Source organism: Pseudoxanthomonas sp. X-1 (assembly GCF_020042665.1).
In the GTDB taxonomy this organism is placed as follows: domain Bacteria; phylum Pseudomonadota; class Gammaproteobacteria; order Xanthomonadales; family Xanthomonadaceae; genus Pseudoxanthomonas_A; species Pseudoxanthomonas_A spadix_A.
On sequence record NZ_CP083376.1, the window covers coordinates 3710860 to 3730733 of the forward strand.

The 19874-nt window shown below is 69.7% G+C and carries 16 protein-coding genes; 3 read left to right on the top strand and 13 right to left on the bottom strand.

Features of this window, described 5'->3' with window-relative positions; genetic code table 11:
- Window positions 1-74 precede the first annotated feature (74 nt).
- Window positions 75-1085, top strand: a complete 1011-nt coding sequence (locus LAJ50_RS16740; protein ID WP_138653504.1) for an NAD(P)-dependent alcohol dehydrogenase — start codon at window positions 75-77, stop codon at window positions 1083-1085.
- Between the two features lie 5 nt (window positions 1086-1090).
- On the opposite strand, the gene ribD is transcribed toward LAJ50_RS16740, so the two are convergent.
- From ribD to LAJ50_RS16765, 5 genes are all read right to left on the bottom strand, one after another.
- Window positions 1091-2185, bottom strand: a complete 1095-nt coding sequence (gene ribD, locus LAJ50_RS16745) for a bifunctional diaminohydroxyphosphoribosylaminopyrimidine deaminase/5-amino-6-(5-phosphoribosylamino)uracil reductase RibD (protein ID WP_224096353.1) — start codon at window positions 2183-2185, stop codon at window positions 1091-1093.
- The gene (locus LAJ50_RS16750; protein ID WP_138655240.1) at window positions 2178-2654 is read right to left on the bottom strand and encodes a GNAT family N-acetyltransferase; all 477 of its coding nucleotides are present in this window, start codon (window positions 2652-2654) and stop codon (window positions 2178-2180) included. The genes ribD and LAJ50_RS16750 overlap by 8 nt, the downstream gene beginning before the upstream one ends.
- Before the next feature lie 11 nt (window positions 2655-2665).
- Window positions 2666-3199, bottom strand: coding sequence for a transcriptional regulator NrdR (gene nrdR, locus LAJ50_RS16755; RefSeq protein ID WP_130515424.1), 534 nt, complete (start codon window positions 3197-3199; stop codon window positions 2666-2668).
- 105 nt (window positions 3200-3304) lie between these two features.
- The gene (glyA, locus tag LAJ50_RS16760) at window positions 3305-4573 is read right to left on the bottom strand and encodes a serine hydroxymethyltransferase (RefSeq protein WP_138655238.1); all 1269 of its coding nucleotides are present in this window, start codon (window positions 4571-4573) and stop codon (window positions 3305-3307) included.
- A 230-nt stretch (window positions 4574-4803) separates the two neighbouring features.
- Window positions 4804-5334, bottom strand: coding sequence for an RcnB family protein (locus tag LAJ50_RS16765; protein WP_138655236.1), 531 nt, complete (start codon window positions 5332-5334; stop codon window positions 4804-4806).
- 236 nt (window positions 5335-5570) lie between these two features.
- On the opposite strand from LAJ50_RS16765, the gene ettA reads away from it, so the two are divergent.
- Together ettA and LAJ50_RS16775 are read left to right on the top strand one after the other, a co-directional pair.
- On the top strand, window positions 5571-7232 hold the full coding sequence (gene ettA, locus LAJ50_RS16770) for an energy-dependent translational throttle protein EttA (RefSeq protein ID WP_130550220.1): 1662 nt from the start codon (window positions 5571-5573) through the stop codon (window positions 7230-7232).
- 421 nt (window positions 7233-7653) lie between these two features.
- Complete coding sequence (locus LAJ50_RS16775; RefSeq protein ID WP_130550221.1) at window positions 7654-10071, top strand: membrane-bound PQQ-dependent dehydrogenase, glucose/quinate/shikimate family; 2418 nt, start codon at window positions 7654-7656, stop codon at window positions 10069-10071.
- Between the two features lie 197 nt (window positions 10072-10268).
- Here LAJ50_RS16775 and LAJ50_RS16780 read toward each other — a convergent pair whose 3' ends face one another.
- The 8 genes from LAJ50_RS16780 to gspD all read right to left on the bottom strand — a co-directional run bounded on the left by LAJ50_RS16780 (window position 10269) and on the right by gspD (window position 19872).
- Window positions 10269-10730: a DUF2501 domain-containing protein gene (locus tag LAJ50_RS16780; RefSeq protein ID WP_130550222.1), complete on the bottom strand. Its 462-nt coding sequence runs from the start codon at window positions 10728-10730 to the stop codon at window positions 10269-10271.
- An 88-nt stretch (window positions 10731-10818) separates the two neighbouring features.
- Window positions 10819-11346: a peptide deformylase gene (gene def / locus LAJ50_RS16785; RefSeq protein ID WP_130550223.1), complete on the bottom strand. Its 528-nt coding sequence runs from the start codon at window positions 11344-11346 to the stop codon at window positions 10819-10821.
- A gap of 78 nt (window positions 11347-11424) precedes the next feature.
- Window positions 11425-12885, bottom strand: a complete 1461-nt coding sequence (locus LAJ50_RS16790; RefSeq protein ID WP_130550224.1) for a DUF1501 domain-containing protein — start codon at window positions 12883-12885, stop codon at window positions 11425-11427.
- Window positions 12886-12898: 13 nt separating this feature from the next.
- Window positions 12899-14620, bottom strand: coding sequence for a DUF1800 domain-containing protein (locus LAJ50_RS16795; RefSeq protein ID WP_130550225.1), 1722 nt, complete (start codon window positions 14618-14620; stop codon window positions 12899-12901).
- Between the two features lie 140 nt (window positions 14621-14760).
- Window positions 14761-15945, bottom strand: coding sequence for a nicotinate phosphoribosyltransferase (gene pncB, locus LAJ50_RS16800; protein WP_130550226.1), 1185 nt, complete (start codon window positions 15943-15945; stop codon window positions 14761-14763).
- A gap of 21 nt (window positions 15946-15966) precedes the next feature.
- The gene (locus LAJ50_RS16805; protein ID WP_138655234.1) at window positions 15967-16830 is read right to left on the bottom strand and encodes a glycosyltransferase family 2 protein; all 864 of its coding nucleotides are present in this window, start codon (window positions 16828-16830) and stop codon (window positions 15967-15969) included.
- Entirely contained in the window at window positions 16805-17650 is an 846-nt protein-coding gene (locus tag LAJ50_RS16810) for a glycosyltransferase (protein ID WP_224096354.1), read from the bottom strand. The genes LAJ50_RS16805 and LAJ50_RS16810 overlap by 26 nt, the downstream gene beginning before the upstream one ends.
- Window positions 17647-19872, bottom strand: a complete 2226-nt coding sequence (gene gspD, locus LAJ50_RS16815) for a type II secretion system secretin GspD (protein ID WP_224096355.1) — start codon at window positions 19870-19872, stop codon at window positions 17647-17649. The genes LAJ50_RS16810 and gspD overlap by 4 nt, the downstream gene beginning before the upstream one ends.
- Window positions 19873-19874: the final 2 nt, after the last annotated feature.

The window sequence follows — 19874 nt, forward strand, 5'->3', positions numbered from 1 at the left end:
GCCTTGCGCAGGGATTCTCGCCTTGGTCGCACAGGCATACGGTGCGACCTCCTTTCCACCATCGAGTCCTTCGCATGCGCCAGTACCTGCTCACCGCCTTCGGCCTGGACCAGCTGCAGATCGCCCAGGCCCCCGACCCGCGCCCGGGCCCGCACGAGGTGCTGGTCCGGCTCGAAGCCGCTTCGCTCAACTACCGCGACCTGCTGATGGTCACCGGCCAGCTGTATCGCAACGTGCAGCTGCCGATCGTGCCGATCTCCGATGGCGCGGGGACGGCGCTCGAGGTGGGCCAGGCAGTCACCCGCTTCAAACCCGGCGACCGGGTGACGACCTTCTACAAGTCGCGCTGGCTGGCCGGAGGGATGCGTCCGGAATGGGAGGGCGCCGATCTTGGCGGCCCCTGCCCGGGCGTCCTGCGCGAGCTGGCCTGTTTCGATGCCTATTCGCTGGCGCCCGCCCCCGCCGGGCTGTCCAGCGTCCAGGCGGCCACGCTGCCGATCGCCGCGCTCACCGCCTGGCAGACGCTGGAACAGGCGCGCATCACCGCCGGGCAGACCGTGCTGGTACTGGGTACCGGCGGCGTGTCGCTGTTCGCCCTGCAGCTGGCCAAGGCCAGGGGCGCACGCGTGATCGTGCTCTCCTCCAGCGACGAAAAACTCGCCCGTGCCGCGCGCCTGGGCGCCGACGCGGGCATCAACTACACCGCGCATCCGCAATGGGCTGCGCGCGTGCGCGAACTGACCGGCGGCCACGGCGTGGACGCGGTGGTCGAAACGGTCGGCGCAAGCACGCTGGCGCAATCGATCCAGGCCACGCGCATGCACGGTTTCGTCGGGGTGATCGGCTTCATGGGCGGCACCCAGGCCACGCTGGCGCTGACCGACGTGATCCTGAAGCGGCTACGCGTCCAGGGCATCTCGGTCGCATCGCTGGAGGCCCACGAGCGCATGGTCGCCGCCATCGAGGCCATCGGGCTGGAGCCTGTCATCGACGAGGTGTACGGCTTCGAGCAAGCGGGCCAGGCCTTGCAGGCCTTGGCCTCGGGCGGTCACTTCGGCAAGCTGGCGATCGACTTCGCCCGCTGAGACGCTCAGGGCGTATCCGGTCGCAGCAGCAGGCGCAGATCGGCGCCGACCTGGCGCCGGTCGACCACGCGCAGGCGATGCTGCTCGGCCAGGCTGGCCAGGCCCAGGTGCAGCAGCGGCCGGGCCGCGTCGCCGAGCAGGGTCGGGGCCTGGTAGAGCAGCAGCTCGTCGACCAGGCCGGCGGCCAGCAGCGCACCGGACAGGGTGGCGCCGGCCTCGACCTGGACCTCGTTGATCCGGTGCTGGGCCAGCACCGTCAGCACCGCGCGCAGGTCCAGGCGGCCTTCGTGCAGCGGGACTCCCTGGTAGTGCACGTGGCCGTGGTCGGCCACGCGCGGGGCCTGCGGGCCGTGCAGGTAGAGCGTGGGCGCATCGCCTTCCTGCACGCGGGTGTGCGCCAGGCTGGCCAGCGTGGCGTCGAGCACCACGCGCAGCGGCGCCAAGAAGGGCTGGTCTTCCTCCGGCCGCGCGGTCAGCGCGGGGTCGTCGGCGATGACCGTGCGCGCGCCGGTCAACAGCGCGCCGGACCGCGCGCGCCAGCGCTGCACGTCGGCGCGCGCGGCCGCGCCGGTGATCCACTTGGACTCGCCGCTGGCCATCGCGGTGCGGCCGTCGATGCTGGCGCCCAGCTTGACCCGCAGCCACGGCCGCCCGCGCACCACGTGCGAGAGGAAGCCACGGTTGAGCTCGCGCGCCTGGGCTTCGAGCAGACCGACCTGCACCGCGATGCCGGCGGCCTGCAGCCTGCCGAAGCCCGCGCCGTCGACCTGGGCGAAAGGATCGCGCATGGCCGCGACCACGCGCGCCACGCCGGCCGCGATCAGCGCATCGGCGCAGGGCGGCGTGCGGCCGTGGTGGGCGCAGGGCTCCAGGGTGACGTACGCGGTGGCCCCGCGCGCGCGCTGCCCGGCGGCGCGCAGCGCGAACACCTCGGCATGCGGCTCGCCGGCGCGCTGATGGAAGCCCTCGCCCACCACCTCGCCGTCGTGCGCGATCACGCAGCCGACCATGGGATTGGGCTTGGTGGTCCACGCGCCGCGCTGGGCCAGGCGCAGGGCGCGGGCCATGTGGGCGTGGTCGGTGGCGGAGAACTCAGACATGGATCGATCCCGGTTCGATGGCCATCACCACCACCTGCAGCGCGCCGAGCGGCAGATGGTCGAGGCGTGTCCAGCCCAGCCGCGCGTAGTACGGCACGCGCGCCGGCTCACAGTACAGATGCAGACGCGCGACGCCCAGCGCGGCGGCGGCGGCCACGCAGTGCCGCACCAGCGCCGCGCCCACGCCCCGCGCACGCGCGGCCGGGCGCACGTACAGCGAGGCCAGCCAGGGCGTGTACGCGGCCAGACGCGGATCGTCCTCGGCCAGCAGGCTGACCGAACCGAGCCAGTCGGCGCCGTCCAGCGCCAGCCAGGTGGCGGGAATGGCCTCGGGCGCGACATGCGTGGCCAGTTCGTCGCGGGCCTGTTCGAAAGTCCAATCCGGAAGCAGTGCGCCGAAGGCGTGTACGTGCGCACGCGCCAGCCCATCCAGGTGCTGCGGGTACTGGCATAGCGGCGCGATCCGCATGGCCGCGGCGGTCAGCGCTTCTTGTTCTTGTCGCCGGCCTTGCCGAACGGCAGCACCTCGCCGCCCAGCAGCGGCAGCTGGCCTTCGCCGGGCAGGTCGCGCTCGAGCCGGTCCAGTTCCTCGCGGAAGTCGGCCACATCCTCGAAGCTGCGGTACACCGAGGCGTAGCGCACGAAGGCCACGTGGTCGAGCTTGCGCAGCTCGGCCATGACGAACTCGCCGACCCGGCGCGAGGGCAGCTCGCGCTCGGTGGTGCGGCGCAGCTGCTGGATCACCGCGCGCACCGCCGCCTCGACCTGTTCCTCGGAGACCGCGCGCTTGTGCAGCGCGCGGTCGAAGCTCTGGCGCAGCTTGCGCGCATCGAACGGATCGCGCCGGCCATCGGACTTGATGATCGCCGGCAGGCGCAGCTCGATGGTTTCCAGCGTGGAGAACCGCTCGCCGCAGGCCTCGCACTCACGCCGCCGGCGGATGGTCGCCCCATCCTCGGACACGCGCGAATCGATCACGCGGGTGTCGCTGTTCTGGCAGAAGGGGCAGTGCATCAGGTGCCGGGATTGGGGATTCGGGATTCGGGATTGGGAAAGGCAACGGCTTCAGGAAACGAGCTTACGCCCGATCCCGAATCTCCAATCCCGGATCCCGCCTTCTCAGCCATACACCGGGAACTTCCTGCACTGCGCCGTCACCGCCTCGCGCACGCGGGCGATCACGGCCTCGTCGTTCGGGGCGTCCAGCACGTCGGCGATCCAGCCGGCCAGTTCGACCGTATCGGCCTCCTGATAGCCGCGCGTGGTGATGGCCGGGGTGCCCAGGCGCAGGCCCGAGGTCACGAACGGCGAGCGCGGGTCGCCCGGCACCGAGTTCTTGTTCACCGTGATGTGGGCCTTGCCCAGCGCGGCCTCCGCATCCTTGCCGGACACGTCCTTGCCGATCATGTCCACCAGCATCAGGTGGTTCTCGGTGCCGCCGGAGACGATCTTGTAGCCGCGCGCGATCAGCGTGCCGGCCATCGCCTGGGCGTTCTTCACCACCTGCTGCTGGTAGGCCTTGAAGCCCGGCTCCAGCGCTTCCTTGAAGGCCACCGCCTTGGCCGCGATCACATGCATCAGCGGGCCACCCTGGATGCCGGGGAACACGATGGACTGCAGCTTCTTGGACAGGTCCTCGAGCTTGTCGCCCGCGCCGGCGGCGCTGGCCAGGATGATGCCGCCGCGCGGGCCGCGCAGGGTCTTGTGCGTGGTCGAGGTGACCACGTGCGCATGCGGCAGCGGGGTCGGATACACGCCGGCGGCGACCAGCCCGGCCACGTGCGCCATGTCCACGAAGAACCAGGCGCCGACCTTGTCGGCGATGGCGCGGAAGCGCGCCCAGTCCACCACCTGCGAGTAGGCCGAGAAACCGGCCACGACCATCTTCGGCTTGTGTTCCAGGGCCAGGCGCTCGACCTCGTCGTAATCGATCAGGCCGGCCTCATCCACGCCGTACTGCACGGCATTGAACAGCTTGCCGGAGGCGTTGACCTTGGCGCCGTGGGTCAGGTGGCCGCCGTGGGCCAGCGACATGCCCAGGATGGTGTCGCCCGGCTGCAGCAGCGCGAAGTACACGGCCTGGTTGGCCTGCGAACCGCTGTGCGGCTGCACGTTGGCGTAGTCGGCGCCGAAGAGCTGCTTGAGCCGGTCGATGGCCAGCTGCTCGGCGACGTCCACGTATTCGCAGCCGCCGTAATAGCGCTTGCCCGGATAGCCTTCGGCGTACTTGTTGGTCAGCTGGCTGCCCTGCGCCTCCATCACCGCCGGGCTGGTGTAGTTCTCGCTGGCGATCAGTTCGACGTGATCTTCCTGGCGGCGGACCTCATGGGCGATGGCCTGGGCCAGCTCGGGATCGTAGCTTTCGATGCGGACGTCGCGCGGGAACATCGGGTCTCCAGGGGCAAGGCGGGCAGGCGAAGCGGGGCCCGGATTGTAAGCCCCCGGGGCCCCCGAGGCCATGTCGCCCAGGGCTTGCGGCGCAGGCGCCCGCGGGACGGAGGCCACGCGGGCATGGCCTGGGCGAGCGCTGGTCATGCCTCATCGCCGGGATGCCGCGCCCACGAAAAAGGGCGCGCCGCCTGGGCGCGCCCTCTTGTTGCTTCCCTGCGGCCGACGGCTCAGCGGTTCAGCAGCAGGTCGGTGATGATGCCCGTGGCGATCGCCACCATGATCAGATTGCCGCGATCGTCGCGGATCCAGTGGTAGCCCGGCGGCGGGCGGCGCACGCCGTAATACCCGTAGTCGGTCACCACGATCGGCCGGCCGCTGTAGTAGTTCACATAGCGGTAGCCGCGCTCATAGCCGTACGGGCGGTAGTACGCGACCGGGGGCGGCGGCGGGCGGTAATACGCCGGCGGCGGCGGCGGGCCCGGACGGTAGTAGCCACCGCGGTAGTAGTTCCGCTCGACCACCACCGGCGGGCGGCTGTAGCGGCCGTCGCGATACCCATCGCGATAGGCATCGCGGCGGTCGTGACGATCGCGGCGCTCGTCGTGGCGATCTGCCCAGCCGCGCGGACCAGGGCCGGGGCCAGCGCCCGGGCCGTGGCCCGGCGGGCCGTGGCGCCAGTCGCCCGCCATCGCCGGCGCGGCCGCCAGCGACATGGCCAGGACGGGAATGCTCAGCAGGGTCAGGATCGTGCGCTTCATGAGGGGTCTCCAGTGCTTCAAGGCACGATGCGATGATGCGCCAGGCCGGTGAACGGAATCTGGCTGGAAACGGCTACAAATCCCGCCGTTCACGACGCCTCACACCCCCTGTTCATTTTCGGTCGGCGAGGCGCGCCCAGGGCCTGGCCGCTATACTGCGTGCATCCCTTTCCACGCCTGTGTCGCGCGCCAGAGTCCCGGCGTGTCGGCGCGGCTGCGTCCTCGCCGGAGACCCCATGTCGCAGTACATCTACACCATGAATCGCGTGTCCAAGGTGGTCCCGCCCAAGCGGCAGATCATCAAGGACATCTCGCTGAGCTTCTTCCCGGGCGCCAAGATCGGCCTGCTGGGCCTCAACGGCGCCGGCAAGTCGACCGTGCTCAAGATCATGGCCGGCGTGGACACCGATTTCGAGGGCGAGGCGCGGCCGCAGCCCGGCATCAAGGTCGGCTACCTGGCCCAGGAGCCCGAGCTCAATCCGGAGCACACCGTGCGCCAAGCGGTCGAGGAAGGCGTGGGCGAGGTCCTGCAGGCCCAGGCCGCGCTGGATGCCGTGTACGCGGCCTATGCCGAGGAAGGCGCCGATTTCGACGCGCTGGCCAAGGAACAGGAGCGCCTGGAGGCGATCCTGGCCGCGGGCGATGCCGCCACGCTGGAGCAGCAGCTGGACATCGCCGCCGACGCGCTGCGCCTGCCGCCGTGGGAGGCCGTCGTCGGCAAGCTCTCCGGCGGTGAGAAGCGCCGCGTGGCCCTGTGCCGCCTGCTGCTGCAGAAGCCGGACATGCTGCTGCTCGACGAACCGACCAACCATCTCGACGCCGAGTCGGTGGAATGGCTGGAGCAGTTCCTGGCGCGCTACACCGGCACCGTGGTGGCCGTCACCCACGATCGCTACTTCCTGGACAACGCCGCCGAGTGGATCCTCGAACTGGACCGCGGCCGCGGCATCCCGTGGAAGGGCAACTACACCGACTGGCTGGTGCAGAAGGAAGAGCGCCTGAAGCAGGAAGAGAACCAGGAAAAGGCCCGCCAGAAGGCGATCCAGAAGGAACTGGAATGGTCGCGGCAGAACGCCAAGGGCGGCCGCTCCAAGGGCAAGGCGCGCCTGGCGCGGCTGGAGGAGCTGCAGTCGGTCGACTACCAGAAGCGCAACGAGACCAACGAGATCTTCATCCCGCCGGGCGAGCGCCTGGGCAACATGGTGATGGAGTTCAAGCACGTCTCCAAGAAGTTCGGCGACCGCCTGCTGATCGACGACCTCAGCTTCCTGGTGCCGCCGGGCGCCATCGTCGGCATCATCGGCCCCAACGGCGCCGGCAAGTCGACGCTGTTCAAGATGATCACCGGGCAGGTCAAGCCGGACTCGGGCGAGATCGTGGTCGGCCCGACCGTGCAGCTGTCCTACGTGGACCAGAGCCGCGATGCGCTGGAAGGCAACCACAACGTCTTCCAGGAAATCTCCGGCGGCCTGGACATCCTCAACATCAACGGCGTGGAGATCCAGTCGCGCGCCTACATCGGCCGCTTCAACTTCAAGGGCCAGGATCAGCAGAAGCTGGTCGGCTCGCTGTCCGGCGGTGAGCGCGGCCGCCTGCACATGGCCAAGACCCTGCTGCAGGGCGGCAACGTGCTGCTGCTCGACGAACCGTCCAACGACCTGGACATCGAGACCCTGCGCGCGCTGGAAGACGCACTGCTGGAGTTCCCGGGCAACACCTTCGTGATCAGCCACGATCGCTGGTTCCTGGACCGCATCGCCACCCACATCCTCGCCTTCGAGGGCGACTCGCACGTGGAGTTCTTCCAGGGCAACTACCGCGAGTACGAGGAAGACAAGAAGCGCCGCCTCGGCGACGACGCCGGCCCCAAGCGCCTGCGCTACAAGGCCTTGAAGTAATCGACGCGCCCGCGGCCGCCAGGCGGCCGCGGGCCTGGCGGGCGTGTCGTCCGCGCGTCGCCGCGAGCCGCGGCGCGACGCGTCCGAGCGCGGCCCATCGGGCTTCTTGCCCACCCGACAGACTTTGACTTCAACCGTGGCCGCGGCCCTCGCCGGCTGCGGCTTCCGGCTGCGCGCATGACGCGCTGAAGTGGAACTTCGCGTCGCAACTGTCGAAAAATTCACGGCCCGCTCGCATGGCCCTTTCCTAGAATCCCGCCGCACGCCAAGACGTGCGGTCCTGCATTCCGTGCGTCGCTGCGTGCGACGGAGAAGGCAGATGCGGCTCGTGGACGACGCAGCCTGGCCCCCTTCGGAACCACCTCGGGGCAGGCGTCAGCGAGTGAAAAACCATGGCCTGGTCCATGATCTGGAGTGATGCATGAATACTGCCGCGGCCCGCCCCGGGCTCCCCCTCTGGCAGAAGATCGTCGCCGTCGTCGTCGCCGTCTCCGGCCTGATCCTGGCCGTTGCCGGCGCCTACCTGTTGTCGCTGGGCGGCACCTGGTACTACCTGGTCAACGGCGTGCTGATGCTGGTCAGCGGCATCCTGCTGTTCGCCGGCCGGCTGTGGGGCGCCAAGCTCTATGGCGTGGTATTCCTGCTGGCGCTGGTGATGACGCTGGTCGAATCGGCCACCCGCCTGTGGGGCTGGGTGCCGCGCATGGGCTACATCACCCTGCTGGGCTTCTTCGTCGCGCTGATGGTGCCGCGCCTGTCGGCCGGCCGGCTGCGCAGGCACGGTTATCTGGCGGCGGCGGGCTGCGTCGTGTTCGCGGCGATCGCCTTCGCCCTGGTGTTCCGCACCCAGTACGTCGAACACGGCGATGACGCGCCGCGGACGCCGCTGGTGGCCGGCGACAGTGCCAAGGCACGCGCCGCCCAGGCCGACAGCGAATGGGCCGCCTACGGCCGCGACACCGACGCCACCCGCTATTCGCCGGCCGCGCAGATCACCCCGGAGAACGTGGGCAAGCTCAAGGTCGCCTGGACCTATCACACCGGCGATCTGCCGCCAGCGGGCAAGACCAACAAGTGGGGCGCGCAGAACACGCCGCAGATGATCGGCGACGGGCTGTACGTGTGCTCGGCGACCAACAACGTCTCCAAGCTCGACCCCGCCACCGGCAAGGAGATCTGGAAGTTCGTCTCCGGGGTCAAGTACGAGAACGTGCCCTACACCGCCGCCTGCCGCGGCGTGACCTACTTCGTCTCCAGCGCGGTGCCGGAGGGCCAGAGCTGCCACGCGCGCATCATCGTGGCCACGCTGGACATGCGCCTGATCGAACTGGACGCCGCCAGCGGCCAGCCCTGCGCGCAGTTCGGCAGCGACGGCACGGTCAACCTGCTGACCGGCATGGGCAAGTCGGTGCCGGGCCAGCTGGCGGTGACCTCGCCGCCGGTGGTGGTCAACGGCACCATCTCGCTCAACCACCAGGTGCTGGACAACCAGCGCCGCTGGGCGCCCTCGGGCGTGATCCGCGGCTATGACGCGGAGACCGGCGCGTTCAAGTGGGCCTGGGACGTCAACCATCCCGGGACGGTGTGGCACCAGGAGCCAGGCCCGGGCCAGGAATACAGCCGCGGCACGCCCAACTCCTGGGGCGCGATGGCCGGCGACAACACGCTCAACCTGATCTACGTCCCCACCGGCAATTCGGCCGCCGACTACTACGACCAGCTGCGCACCCCGGCCGAGAACGCCGTGGCGTCCTCGATCGTGGCACTGGATGCGACCACCGGTGAGCAGAAGTGGGTGTTCCAGACCGTACACAAGGACACCTGGGACTACGACATCGGCTCGCAGCCCACGCTGCTGGACTTCCCCGACCACAGCGGTACCCCGGTGCCGGCGATGATCATCCCGACCAAGCGCGGCCAGCTGTTCGTGGTCGATCGTCGCAACGGCAAGCCGCTGCTGCCGGTGGAGGAACGCCCGGCCGACACCAAGGCCACCGTGCCCGGCGAGAGCCGCGCCAGCACGCAGCCGTGGTCGACCGGGATGCCGCGCCTGGGCATGCCGGACCTGAAGGAATCGACCATGTGGGGCATGACGCCGTTCGACCAGCTGTATTGCCGCGTCAAGTTCCGCCAGGCCCATTACACCGGCGAGTTCACCGCGCCGCAGCTCAAGCAGCCGTGGATCGTCTTCCCCGGCTACAACGGCGGCAGCGACTGGGGCAGCGTGGCCTACGACCCGGCCCGCGGCATCCTGGTGGCCAACTGGAACGTCACCCCGATGTACGAGCACTACATCCCGCGCAAGCAGGCCGATGCGCAGGACCTGTACTCGATCGACGACCCGCGCTACAAGCCCGGCAAGGGCGGCGCCGAAGGCCCAGGCGCGATGGAGGACACGCCGTATGCGATCTCGGTGTCGGCCTTCATGGTTCCGGGCTTGAAGACGCTGTGCAACGAGCCGCCCTACGGCATGATCACCGCGATCAACCTGCACGACCAGAAGGTGATCTGGCAGCAGCCGCTGGGCACCGCGCGCGCCAACGGCCCGCTCGGCCTGCCCACCGGCCTGCCGATCCAGATCGGCACGCCCAACAACGGTGGCCCGGCGATCACCGCCGGTGGGCTGGTGTTCGTCGCGGCGGCCACGGACAACCTGCTGCGCGCCATCGACCTGAAGACCGGCAAGGTGCTGTGGACTTCGGTGCTGCCCGGCGGCGGCCAGGCCACGCCGATGACCTACACGGTCAACGGCAAGCAGTACGTGGTGCAGATGGCCGGCGGCCACCACTTCATGGAGACCCCGATCAGCGACGCGCTGGTGGCTTACACCCTGCCGTGATGGACGTAGCCAGCGCCCTCGATCGGGGCGCTGGCTGTTTGCACGAGCTTGGCGATCAGAAAACCAAAGGCCGCCTCCGGAGACTCCGCAGGCGGCCTTCGCTTTTTGTGGGAGCCGCCATGGCGGCGACGGGCGCTACCGGCAAAGCCCCATCGCCGCCATGGCGGCTCCCACCACCTTTCAAACCATGGTGCCCTTCAGATCAGCTTGGTGGCGTTGTTCAGCACGTAGTCGCAGGCCTTGTCCTTGAGCTTGCCCGAGACCGCGTCCAGGTTGAACGACTGCCCACCCTCGCCCTTGAGCACACCCATCAGGCCGCGCTGGTAGTCCGGCGACTGCTCGGGCTTCTGCGCCCCGCCCAGGCCGTACCTGGACAGCAGCTTGTCCTTGACGCCGCTGACCGCGTCGGCGCTGAGGTACTTGCGCTGCACGCAGTACTGCAGCACGCCCGCCGCATTGCCGGCGGTGTTGCCACCGATCGCCGGCAGCGACAGCCCGCCGAGCGCCCCCAGCCCACCGGCCGCCTCGCCGCCGGCCGGCGCGGCCTGGCCGGTGTGCTGCTTGAGCAGCTGCTTGAAGTCCTGCGCCTGCGCAGCGCCAGCCAAAGCCAGCGCGCCCAGCATCAGCGCGACCTTGAGGGAACGGGGCGTCGTGTGCATGACCAACCTTCGCAAGATCCGTGGACAGGCCCGCGGGCTAGCAGCGCGGCGTTAATGCCGCGCCTTGCCGCGCGCGGCGTGCGCCGGCTCACTTGCCCTCGCCGATCTGCGGGAACAGCACGTCGGTGAACCCGAACGTGGAGAAATCCCTGATCCGCGACGGATACAGGATGCCGTCCAGGTGGTCGACCTCGTGCTGGATCACGCGCGCATGGAAGCCTTCGGCCACCTGCTCCACGCGCTGGCCGCCCGCGTTCCAGCCACTGACGCGGATGCGCCGATGGCGCGGGATCATCGCGCGCAGGCCGGGGATGGACAGACAGCCTTCCCAACCGTCTTCCAACTCCTCGGTGAGCGGCTCGATGACCGGATTGAACAGCGCCGTACGCGGCACCGCCGGCGCGTCGGGATAGCGCGCGTTGTGCTCGAAGCCGTACACGATCACGCGCTTGCTCACCGCCACCTGCGGCGCGGCCAGGCCGACGCCGCCGGCCTCGTCCATGGTCTGGAACATGTCATCGACCAGGTCGCGCAGCTCGCCGGTGGCGAAGTGCTCGACCGGCTCGGCCCGGGCCAGCAGCACGGGGGCCCCCATGCGGACGATGTTGCGGATCATCGGGACGACTCCTGCGACTTCGGAAGCCCCGAGCTTAAGCCCGGCCCGACCGACCCGCACCTGGCGCGTGGCGCCGGGTCAGGCCAGGAAGCCCAGCGTCGGGCTGGCGAAGTTGCCAAGCCCGGGAAAGATCGCCGCCAGATCCGAGCTCCCCACGCCCATCCACTGCGCGAAGGTGGCGCCGAACTGGTTGGTGGACGTGGTCGGGATCATGCGGCCGCGATCGACCGCCTGGTCGCCGTTCAACTCCAGGATCGGATAGCTGCCGAACACCCGGCCGCCGGCCAGCGGACCGCCGGACGACTGCGGACCGCCCATCATCAGCTGCACGCCGCCCCAGGCATGGTCGGTGCCGTTGCCGTTGCTGTTGAGCGTGCGGGCGAAGTCGCTGTTGGTGAAGGTGACCACCTCGTTGAGCGCGCCGATCTCCGCCAGCGCGTTGCGGAAGGCGAACAGCGCGTCGGAGACCTGCCCCAGCAGGCGCGGCTGGCCGCTGGCGATCATCTGCCCGTCGTGGGTATCGAAGCCGCCCATGCTGGCGAAATAGATCTGCCGGCTCTGCGCCAGCGCGCTGGTGCGCGCGGCCTTGATCGAGCGGGCGATCATGCGCAGCTGCGATCCCAGTCCGTTGCCGGTCGGGAACACGGTGGCGATGTCGCCGCCGTTGTTCGCGTCCAGCGCGGTGCGCATGGTGCTGCCGATCAGCATCGCGCTCTCGCCCTGCAGCGCGTACTGGTCCTGCATCAGCGGCGTATAGCGGTGCTTGACCAGCGCGGCTAGCGCCTCGCGGCGGATGCGGTCGGGGGTCGAGTTGACGTTCTCGAAGTTGCGCAGCGCCGCCGGGCCGCCGGTGGACATCACATAGGGCGAGATCGAGGTGCCGGTCTGGAACAGGTTGTTGCCGGCCAGCGAGATGGTCGGCGGCAGCGCGGTGAAGCCGCCGCTGTTGGCGCCCTTGATGCGCTCGCCCAGGGTACCGCCCCAGCCGACGTTGGAACTGCGCAGCTCCGACTCGCCGCGCATCCACAGCGCCTGCTGGTCGTTGTGCGAGAACAGGTTGTAGGGCAGGCGCTTGGCCTTGGCGGTGTATTCGGCCTTGGTGGTCGGCTGCACCAGCGTGCCGACGTTGGCCATGAACGCCAGTTCGCGGTTGTCGAACAGGGTCTTCATGCCGGCGCAGGCCGGGTGCAGGCCCCAGGCCTTGCCCGCGGTGTCGGTGACCTTGAGCAGCGCGTCGCGGGCGATGCCCAGGCCCTGGCTGTTGGCGGCCGGGTCGTACACGCCGCCGCGGCTCTTGAGGTAGACGTCGTACTCGGTCTGCACATGCGGGATGAGCATGTTGAACGAGTCGTTGCCGCCGAACAGGAAGATGCACACCAGCGCGCGGTAGTTGCCGGTGCCCACCGCGGTGGAACTCTGCGCCAGCGCGCGGCCGACCAGCTCGAACTGCGGCAGGGTCGCGGCAACGGCACCGCCGGCCAGCATCAGCTGCAGCGAGCGCAGGAAGGTCCGGCGGTCCTGGTTGACCTGTCGAGACATGTTCGTGCGGCTCCTATCGCTGGATCACGAAATCGGGGGAGGCCAGCGCCAGCTGGACCAGGGACTGCACCCGCTCGGCGCTGCTGCGCTTCTCGGTCTGCAGCTTGTTGAGCATGTCGATCATCGTGGCGCGGGTGTCGGTGGACAGGTTGCCGGCGAACAGCAGCGCGGAGATCTCATCGACCATGCCGGCGTGGTTGCCGGCATCGGCCAGCGCCTGCAGGCTGGTGGCATCGAGCACCGGCGCGTTGGTCCGCGCGGTCGGCGCGGCGGTCTTCAGGTTGCCGCAGGCGGCGTTGCACACCTCGTTGAAGGTGCTGACGAAGCTGGAGTCGTTGAGCAGGTCGAACTCCGGCGCATAGAGGCCGTCGACGCCATCGGCGGCCTGCAGGCGCGCGTCGGGCGAGAAGAAGTTGAACACCGACGGCGAGCGCAGCGAGTCCTGCCCCAGCGAGACGCTGAAGTCGTAGGACGCGCCGAAGGAGAACGCGTACTGGCCGTCGTCGCGCGGCACGTACTTGGCGTCGAACGCGCGCCAGAGCGTGGTCAGCTGGATCAGCGGCTCGCGCAGCTTGCCGTAGCTGGTGTCGCTGGCCGCCGGCGCGGTGCGCGCCTCGGTATCCATCAGGATCGCCTTGAGCACCTTGCCCAGGTTGCCGTTGGAACTGCTCCATACCTTGGTCACGCGGCCCACGTAGGCCGGGCTGGGATTGCTGGTGACGAAGCGCTGGATCAGCTGGCGGCTGATGAACGGCGCGGTGTTGGCGTGGGTGGCCAGCGCGTCCAGCGCCTTGGCCAGCGTCTTGGTGCAGTCGTTGCCCTCGGCGATGACGATGCCGTTGAAGATGGTCTTGGGCTGGTCGTCGTGGTAGTCGGGCACGCAGGTCATCGGCCTGGCGTCGTTGTCCGGCAGGCCCTTGTAGAAGGTGTCCTTGGTCGCGCCGTTGATCGACCAGCCGGTGAACACCCGGGCCATCGCGCTCACCACCGCCTGGTCGTAGGTGGGGATGGTGTTGCCGGAGGCATCGGTCTTGGCGGTGAAGTCGGCGTTGCGCTGGACCAGGCCGATGGAGAACAGCTGCATCACCTCGCGCGCATAGTTCTCGTCGGGGACGATGGTCACCGTCAGGCCCTGGCCGTTGCGGTAGCTGGTGGCCTTGCGGTTGCGGATGTGGCTCAGATAGGTGCCCATCGCCGGGTGCAGGGTCACCTTCTCCAGCAGGTCGCGATAGCTGCCGAACGCATTGCCGTCCAGCATGTCCTGGTAGTTGGCGATGCGGCCGAAGTTGGCCGTGTTGTAGTCGCGGTCGGAGACCACGAAGATCTCGCTGAGCGCGAAGCCCATGCGCAGGCGCAGCTGGTCCTTGGCGGTGACCGCCTGCCACAGCCAGTAGTTGCGGCGCTCGGCGTAGCTCAGGCTGGCCACCGGGATGGACAGGATGTGCGGCTCCATCAGCGTGGGCGCCGTCTTCGAGGCGTCGAGCTGTTCGTCGATCCAGGCGCCATAGCCGATCTGGCGCACGCGGGCGATGTCGGCCTTGGTCGGGCCGAAGGTCGCCTGGGTCAGGAAGCGCGCCGCCTCCGCATCGGTGGTCGGCTTGTCGCTGGGCGTGGTCGGGGTGGTGACCGGCGTGGAGGGCGAGGACGAGGCCGAAGACGAGCCTCCGCCCCCGCCGCCGCAGCCAGCCAGAAGGAGCAGCAGCCACAGCGTGGCGGCCGCGCGTACAAGCGTCATGTCGAAGACCCCGGCGCCGCCCCTGATCCGCCCCGATGGCGGATGATCGCCGTCGGCAGCGGCGTCAAGACGGAGTGAAGATCACGCCAGGTGAGGTGTCAAGCGCGTCACGCATTCACCAGGCAAAAGCCTGCCGCAGGTCACAGATCCTGCTCCGGGGGCAGCCCGAACACCTGACGCAGATAGCGCACATAGCCCGGGTCGTCGCACATGCTCTTGCCCGGCGAGTCGGAGAGCTTGGCCACCGGCTGGCCATTGCAGCGGGTCATCTTGATGACGATGTTCAGGGGCTTGGGCCCCAGGTCGTTGGTGAGGTTGGTGCCGATGCCGAAGGCCAGGCGGCAGCGTCCCTTGAAGTGCGCGTACAGCTGCGCCACCCGCTCCACATCCAGGCCGTCGCTGAACACCAGCGTCTTGGCGCGCGGATCGGCGCGGTTGGCGGCCAGGTGCGCCAGCATCCGCTCGCCCCAGCGCAGCGGATCGCCCGAGTCGTGGCGCATGCCGTCGAAGAGCTTGCAGAAGTACATGTCGTAGTCGCGCAGGAAGGCATCGGTGCCCACCACATCGCTCAGGGCGATGCCCAGGTCGCCGCGGTACTCGCGCGCCCAGGCCTCCAGCGCGGCGGCCTGCGAGTCGCGCAGGCGCGGGCCCAGCGCCTGGAACGCCTGCAGCCACTCGTGCGCCATCGTTCCCAGCGGCGTCATGCCGTACTGGCGGGCGAAGTGGACGTTGCTGGTGCCGACGAACTGCGCGCCCAGCCCGTCGCGCAGCTGCGGCAGCAGGCGCGCGTGCCAGGCGCGCGAATAGCGTCGGCGCGTGCCGTAGTCGGCGATGGCGCAGCCGTCCGCGTCGGGGATGGCGCGCAGGCGCGCGAGCTTGGCCTGCAACCGGCGCTCGCCCTCGTCCAGATCGCCCTGGCCGAGCGCCTCGAAGTACACCTCGTTGATGATCGCCAGCAGCGGCACCTCGAACAGGATCGTGTGCAGCCACGGCCCCTCGATCTCCAGCACGATCTCGCCCGGGACCTCGTCGGAGGCGCGCAGGGTGATGTACTTGCGGTCGAAGTGGAACAGGCCGAGGAAGTCGACGAAATCCGGTTTGACGAAGCGCAGCGCGCGCAGGTAGTCCAGCTCATCGGGGGTGAAGCGCAGGGTGCACAGCGCATCGATCTCTTCCCAGATGCGGTCCAGGTGCCTGGCCAGGTCGATGCCCGGCGTGCGGCACTTGAAGCGGTACTGCACCTGCGCGGCGGGATGCTGATGCAGCACCGCCTGCATCATCGTGAACTTGTACAGGTCGGTGTCGAGCAGCGAGCGGATGATCATGCGGCGATTATGCGCGTCAGGTCAGGCCGCCCGCACGAGCCGGCGACCCGCGGCCACGACGAAGTGCGCCCAGATCGCCGCCCATACGCCCACGCGCACCGGCCACGGCCGCCGCGGCGCTTCGAAGCGGCGGAAGTAGCGCCACAGGCCGCGATGCTTGTGCCATTCGACGAACAGCGGTCGCGAGCGGCTGGACACGCCGCGCACGTGCAGCACCCGCACGTCGTTGGCCACGGCCACCGTGGCGCCGGCCGCGCGCGCGCGCCGGCATAGGTCCAGGTCCTCGGCGTGCAGCCGGTAGCCTTCGTCCAGGCCGCCCACGGCCTCGAACAACGTGCGCGGCATCAGCATCAGCGCGCCGGACACGGCCTGCACCGGCTGCACCGCCAGCGTGGCGTCCATCGGCACGGCCAGCTGCGCGCCGCGTCCGGGACTGCGCAGCATCCGCGCGAAGTCCGGGTCGCGCCGGCGCGCGGCATCGTCGCGCGCGCCGTCCTCGCCGACCAGGTCGGCGCCGAGCAGCGCCGTGCCCAGCGCCTGCGCATGCGCCCGCAGACGCACCAGGGTGTCGGCCTCGACCATCAGGTCGGGATTGACGAAGGCCAGCCACGGCGCGTCCGAATCGCGCGCGCCCTGGTTGCAGCCGACCGAGAAGCCGGGGTTGTCGGGGTTGCCGATGAAGTGCACGCGCGGATCGCGTGCGGCGTGGCGCTGGACGATTTCCAGCGTGCCGTCGTCGGAGGCGTTGTCGGCCACGCGGATCTGCGCCACGTCCCGCGCGGCGCGCAGCCGGGCCAGGCAGGCATCGATGGTCGATGCGCTGCGGTGGGTCACCACGATGGCGGCGATGCCGCCGGCCTCAGCCGAAGAGTTCGCGTTGCTCATCGGTCCCCGCCTGCTCGTAGCAGGCCTGCAGGCGCTCGCGCAGCGCGCGCAGCGGGTCGTCCATCAGGAAGCGGGCCACGCGCGGATTCCAGTCGGGCCAGCGCCCGGCCAGCGCGTCCATGTCGCCCTCGTCCGGGCCGCCCTCGCCGCCGCGCGCGACGAACGCCGTCTCGCACAGCACGTTGCGCCAGCCCAGCCCGGACAGGCGCAGCGACAGGTCGATCAGCGCGGCATACCAGCTGCCGTAGCTGTCCAGGTCCAGCCCGCCGGCGCGCGCACGCGCGCGGCCGCGCAGGGCCACCGCATGGCTGACCGCGGCCGGCAGTTCCGGATAGGTCGCCGGCAGCGCGGCGCAGGCGCGCGCGGTGCGTTGCGGGTCGGCCGGCGGCGGGGCGATCTCGCCCACGCGCGGCCAGGCGGCCGCCTCGCCGGCGTTGCACCACGGCGTGGCGGTGGCGATGGAGGCATCGCCGGCCAGGCAGGCGGCCAGCTGGTTCAACCAGCCCGGCAGCGGCCGGGCGTCGGGCGCCAGCACCACCACGTCCAGCCCGGCGCAGGCGCGCAGCATTTCGTCCAGGTGCGCGACCTCGCCAAGCGGGTACGGACGCCGCGTGTAGTCGGCCTTCAGGCGCGTGCGCGCTAGCCAGCGCTCGATCAGCGCCTGACCGCGCGGGCCGGCCTGGGCGTTGTCGGCCAGCCAGACCTGCGTGCCCGCAGGCGTGCCGTCCTCGAGCGCGCCCAGGCAGGCGTCCAGTGCCTGGTCGTCCACGCCGACCGGCAGCAGCACGATCGGCAGGGGTGCGGCGCCGTGCGGGCTCACTTGCCCTTCGGCGGGTGCAGCGGTTCCATGGCGCGGAACTTCTGGCTGTATTCGTCGGTGAGGTTCCGCGCTTCGGCCGGGTTGCGCACGATGGTCGGGGTGATCAGGACGATGACTTCGTTGCGGCCCGTCTTCTGGCCCTTCTGCCCGAACAGCGCTCCCAGGACAGGAATCCGGCTCAGATAAGGCACGCCGGACGAACTGTCGGTCACCGAGTCGGTGATCAGGCCGGCCAGCATGATGGTCTGGCCACTCTGCACCGCCGCCTCGGTCTTCACGAAGCGGGTGTTGATCGGCACGTTGCAGGCGCTGACGCTGGGATCGCAGTTGGAGGGCGAGGCGCCGGGCGAGCTGACCTCCTGCGCGATCTCCATGAACACCGTGCCGTCCTTGGTCACGCGCGGGCGGACCTTGAGGATCACGCCGGTGTCCAGGTACTGCACCTGGCTGTAGGTCTGCGAGTTCAGGCCGGTGTTGACCGAGTAGGAATTGACCGGGATCTGCTCGCCCACCTTCAGCTCGGCCTGGGCGTTGTTGCGCACGAACACCGAAGGGGTCTGCAGCAGGCGCAGGTTGGTGACCTTGTCCAGCGCGCTCAGCACCGCCGCGGCGTTGTTGCCCAGGAAGGTCCAAGTCAGGCCGTTGGTGTTGGTGATGCTACGGCCCCAGACGTTGTTGACGATTCCGCCATTGGAGTCGGGCAACAGGCCGCCTTGCTCGAAATACCAGTTCACGCCATAGCTCAGATCGCCACTGAGCGCCACCTCGGCCACCTGTGCCTCGATATGCACCTGCATCGGCATCACGTCCAGCTTCTCGATCACGTCCTTGATCGAACGCCAGGCGTTGCCGTTGGCGCGCACCAGCAGCGAGTTGGTCTCCTCCACCGCGGCCACGCCGACCTTGCTGCCCTCCACTTCCAGGGTGACGTTGCCGTTGCCTTCCTGATGCGCATTGAGCGACACATCGCCCGAACCCGAGCCGCCGCGTCCGCTGCTACCGCCCAGCCCCGAGCTGCTGCCGAAGCTGCTCGATCCATCGTCGCTGCGGCTGCCGTCCTGGTTGCCGCCGAACTGCAGCGTGCTGCCGCTGCCGTCCATGCCGCTGGAGGTCAGCGAGGTGCCGATCGCCCCCGGCGCCAGCGAGCTGGTGCCCGCGCCGCCGCGCCCGCTGCCGCCGCCGAAGACTTCGGACAGGCGCTGGGCCAGGTCGCGCGCCTTGATGTACTTGAGCTCGTAGGAGAACAGGCGCGGGGTATCGCCGGCGTTGTCGATGCGTTCGAGCCAGTCGCGGATCTGGTCCAGGTAGACCGCCTGCGGGGTGATCACCATCACCGCGTTGGCGCCCTCCAGCGGCATGAAGCGGAACATGCCGGCGCTGGGCGTCTTGCTGTTCTCGCCGAACACCTTCTCCAGGTCGGCCACGACCTTGCTCGCCTGCCCGGTCTCCAGCGGGAACACGCCCACCGACATGCCGGAGAGCCAGTCCACGTCGAAGATCTGCACCGTGCGCAGGTAGTTTTCCAGCTCGCTGCGCGAGCCGCTCAGGGTGATCAGGTTGCGGGTCGGATCGGTGCCGATGACCGCGTTGGGCCGCGCGTACGGCTCCAGGATCTTCTTCATCTCGTTGGCACCGATGAAGCGCAGCGGCACCACGCGCACCTCGTAGCCACGCGCATCGCCGGCCGCGCCCGAGCGCGGCGCCACGGTGCCGGCCAGCGCCTGGTCGGCCGGGACGATGTTGTAGCGGCCGTCGCTGTAGACCATGCGTGCGTTGTTCCAGCCCAGCACCTGCTCCAGCAGCGACAGCGCCTGCGCCGGCGACACCGCGCGCGGCGTGGCCAGGGTCACCGTGCCCTGCACGCCGGGCGCGATGACGTAGTTCTGGCCCAGCATGTCGCCCAGGATCGCCTTGACCACCGCCTGCAGCGACTCGCCCTCGAAGTTGAACATTGCCCCGCCGCCGGTGGCCCCGCGCAGCGCCGGCGGCGGCGCGGCCGCGGCGCTGCGGTTGATCACCTGGCCGGTGCCGCGCCGGATCTGCGCCTGCGGGCCGGCCTGCGGTTCCTCGGGCGAGGTCATGGGCGAGGTCTGCGCCGCGCCGGCGGTCGCGCCCGGATTGGCCAGGTTGCCCTGGCGCTGCACGTTCGGCACCGGCGCGGTGGCGCAGCCGGCCAGCAGGCCGAGCAGGAGACTGAGCGGGAGGACGAAGCGTGACGTCATGT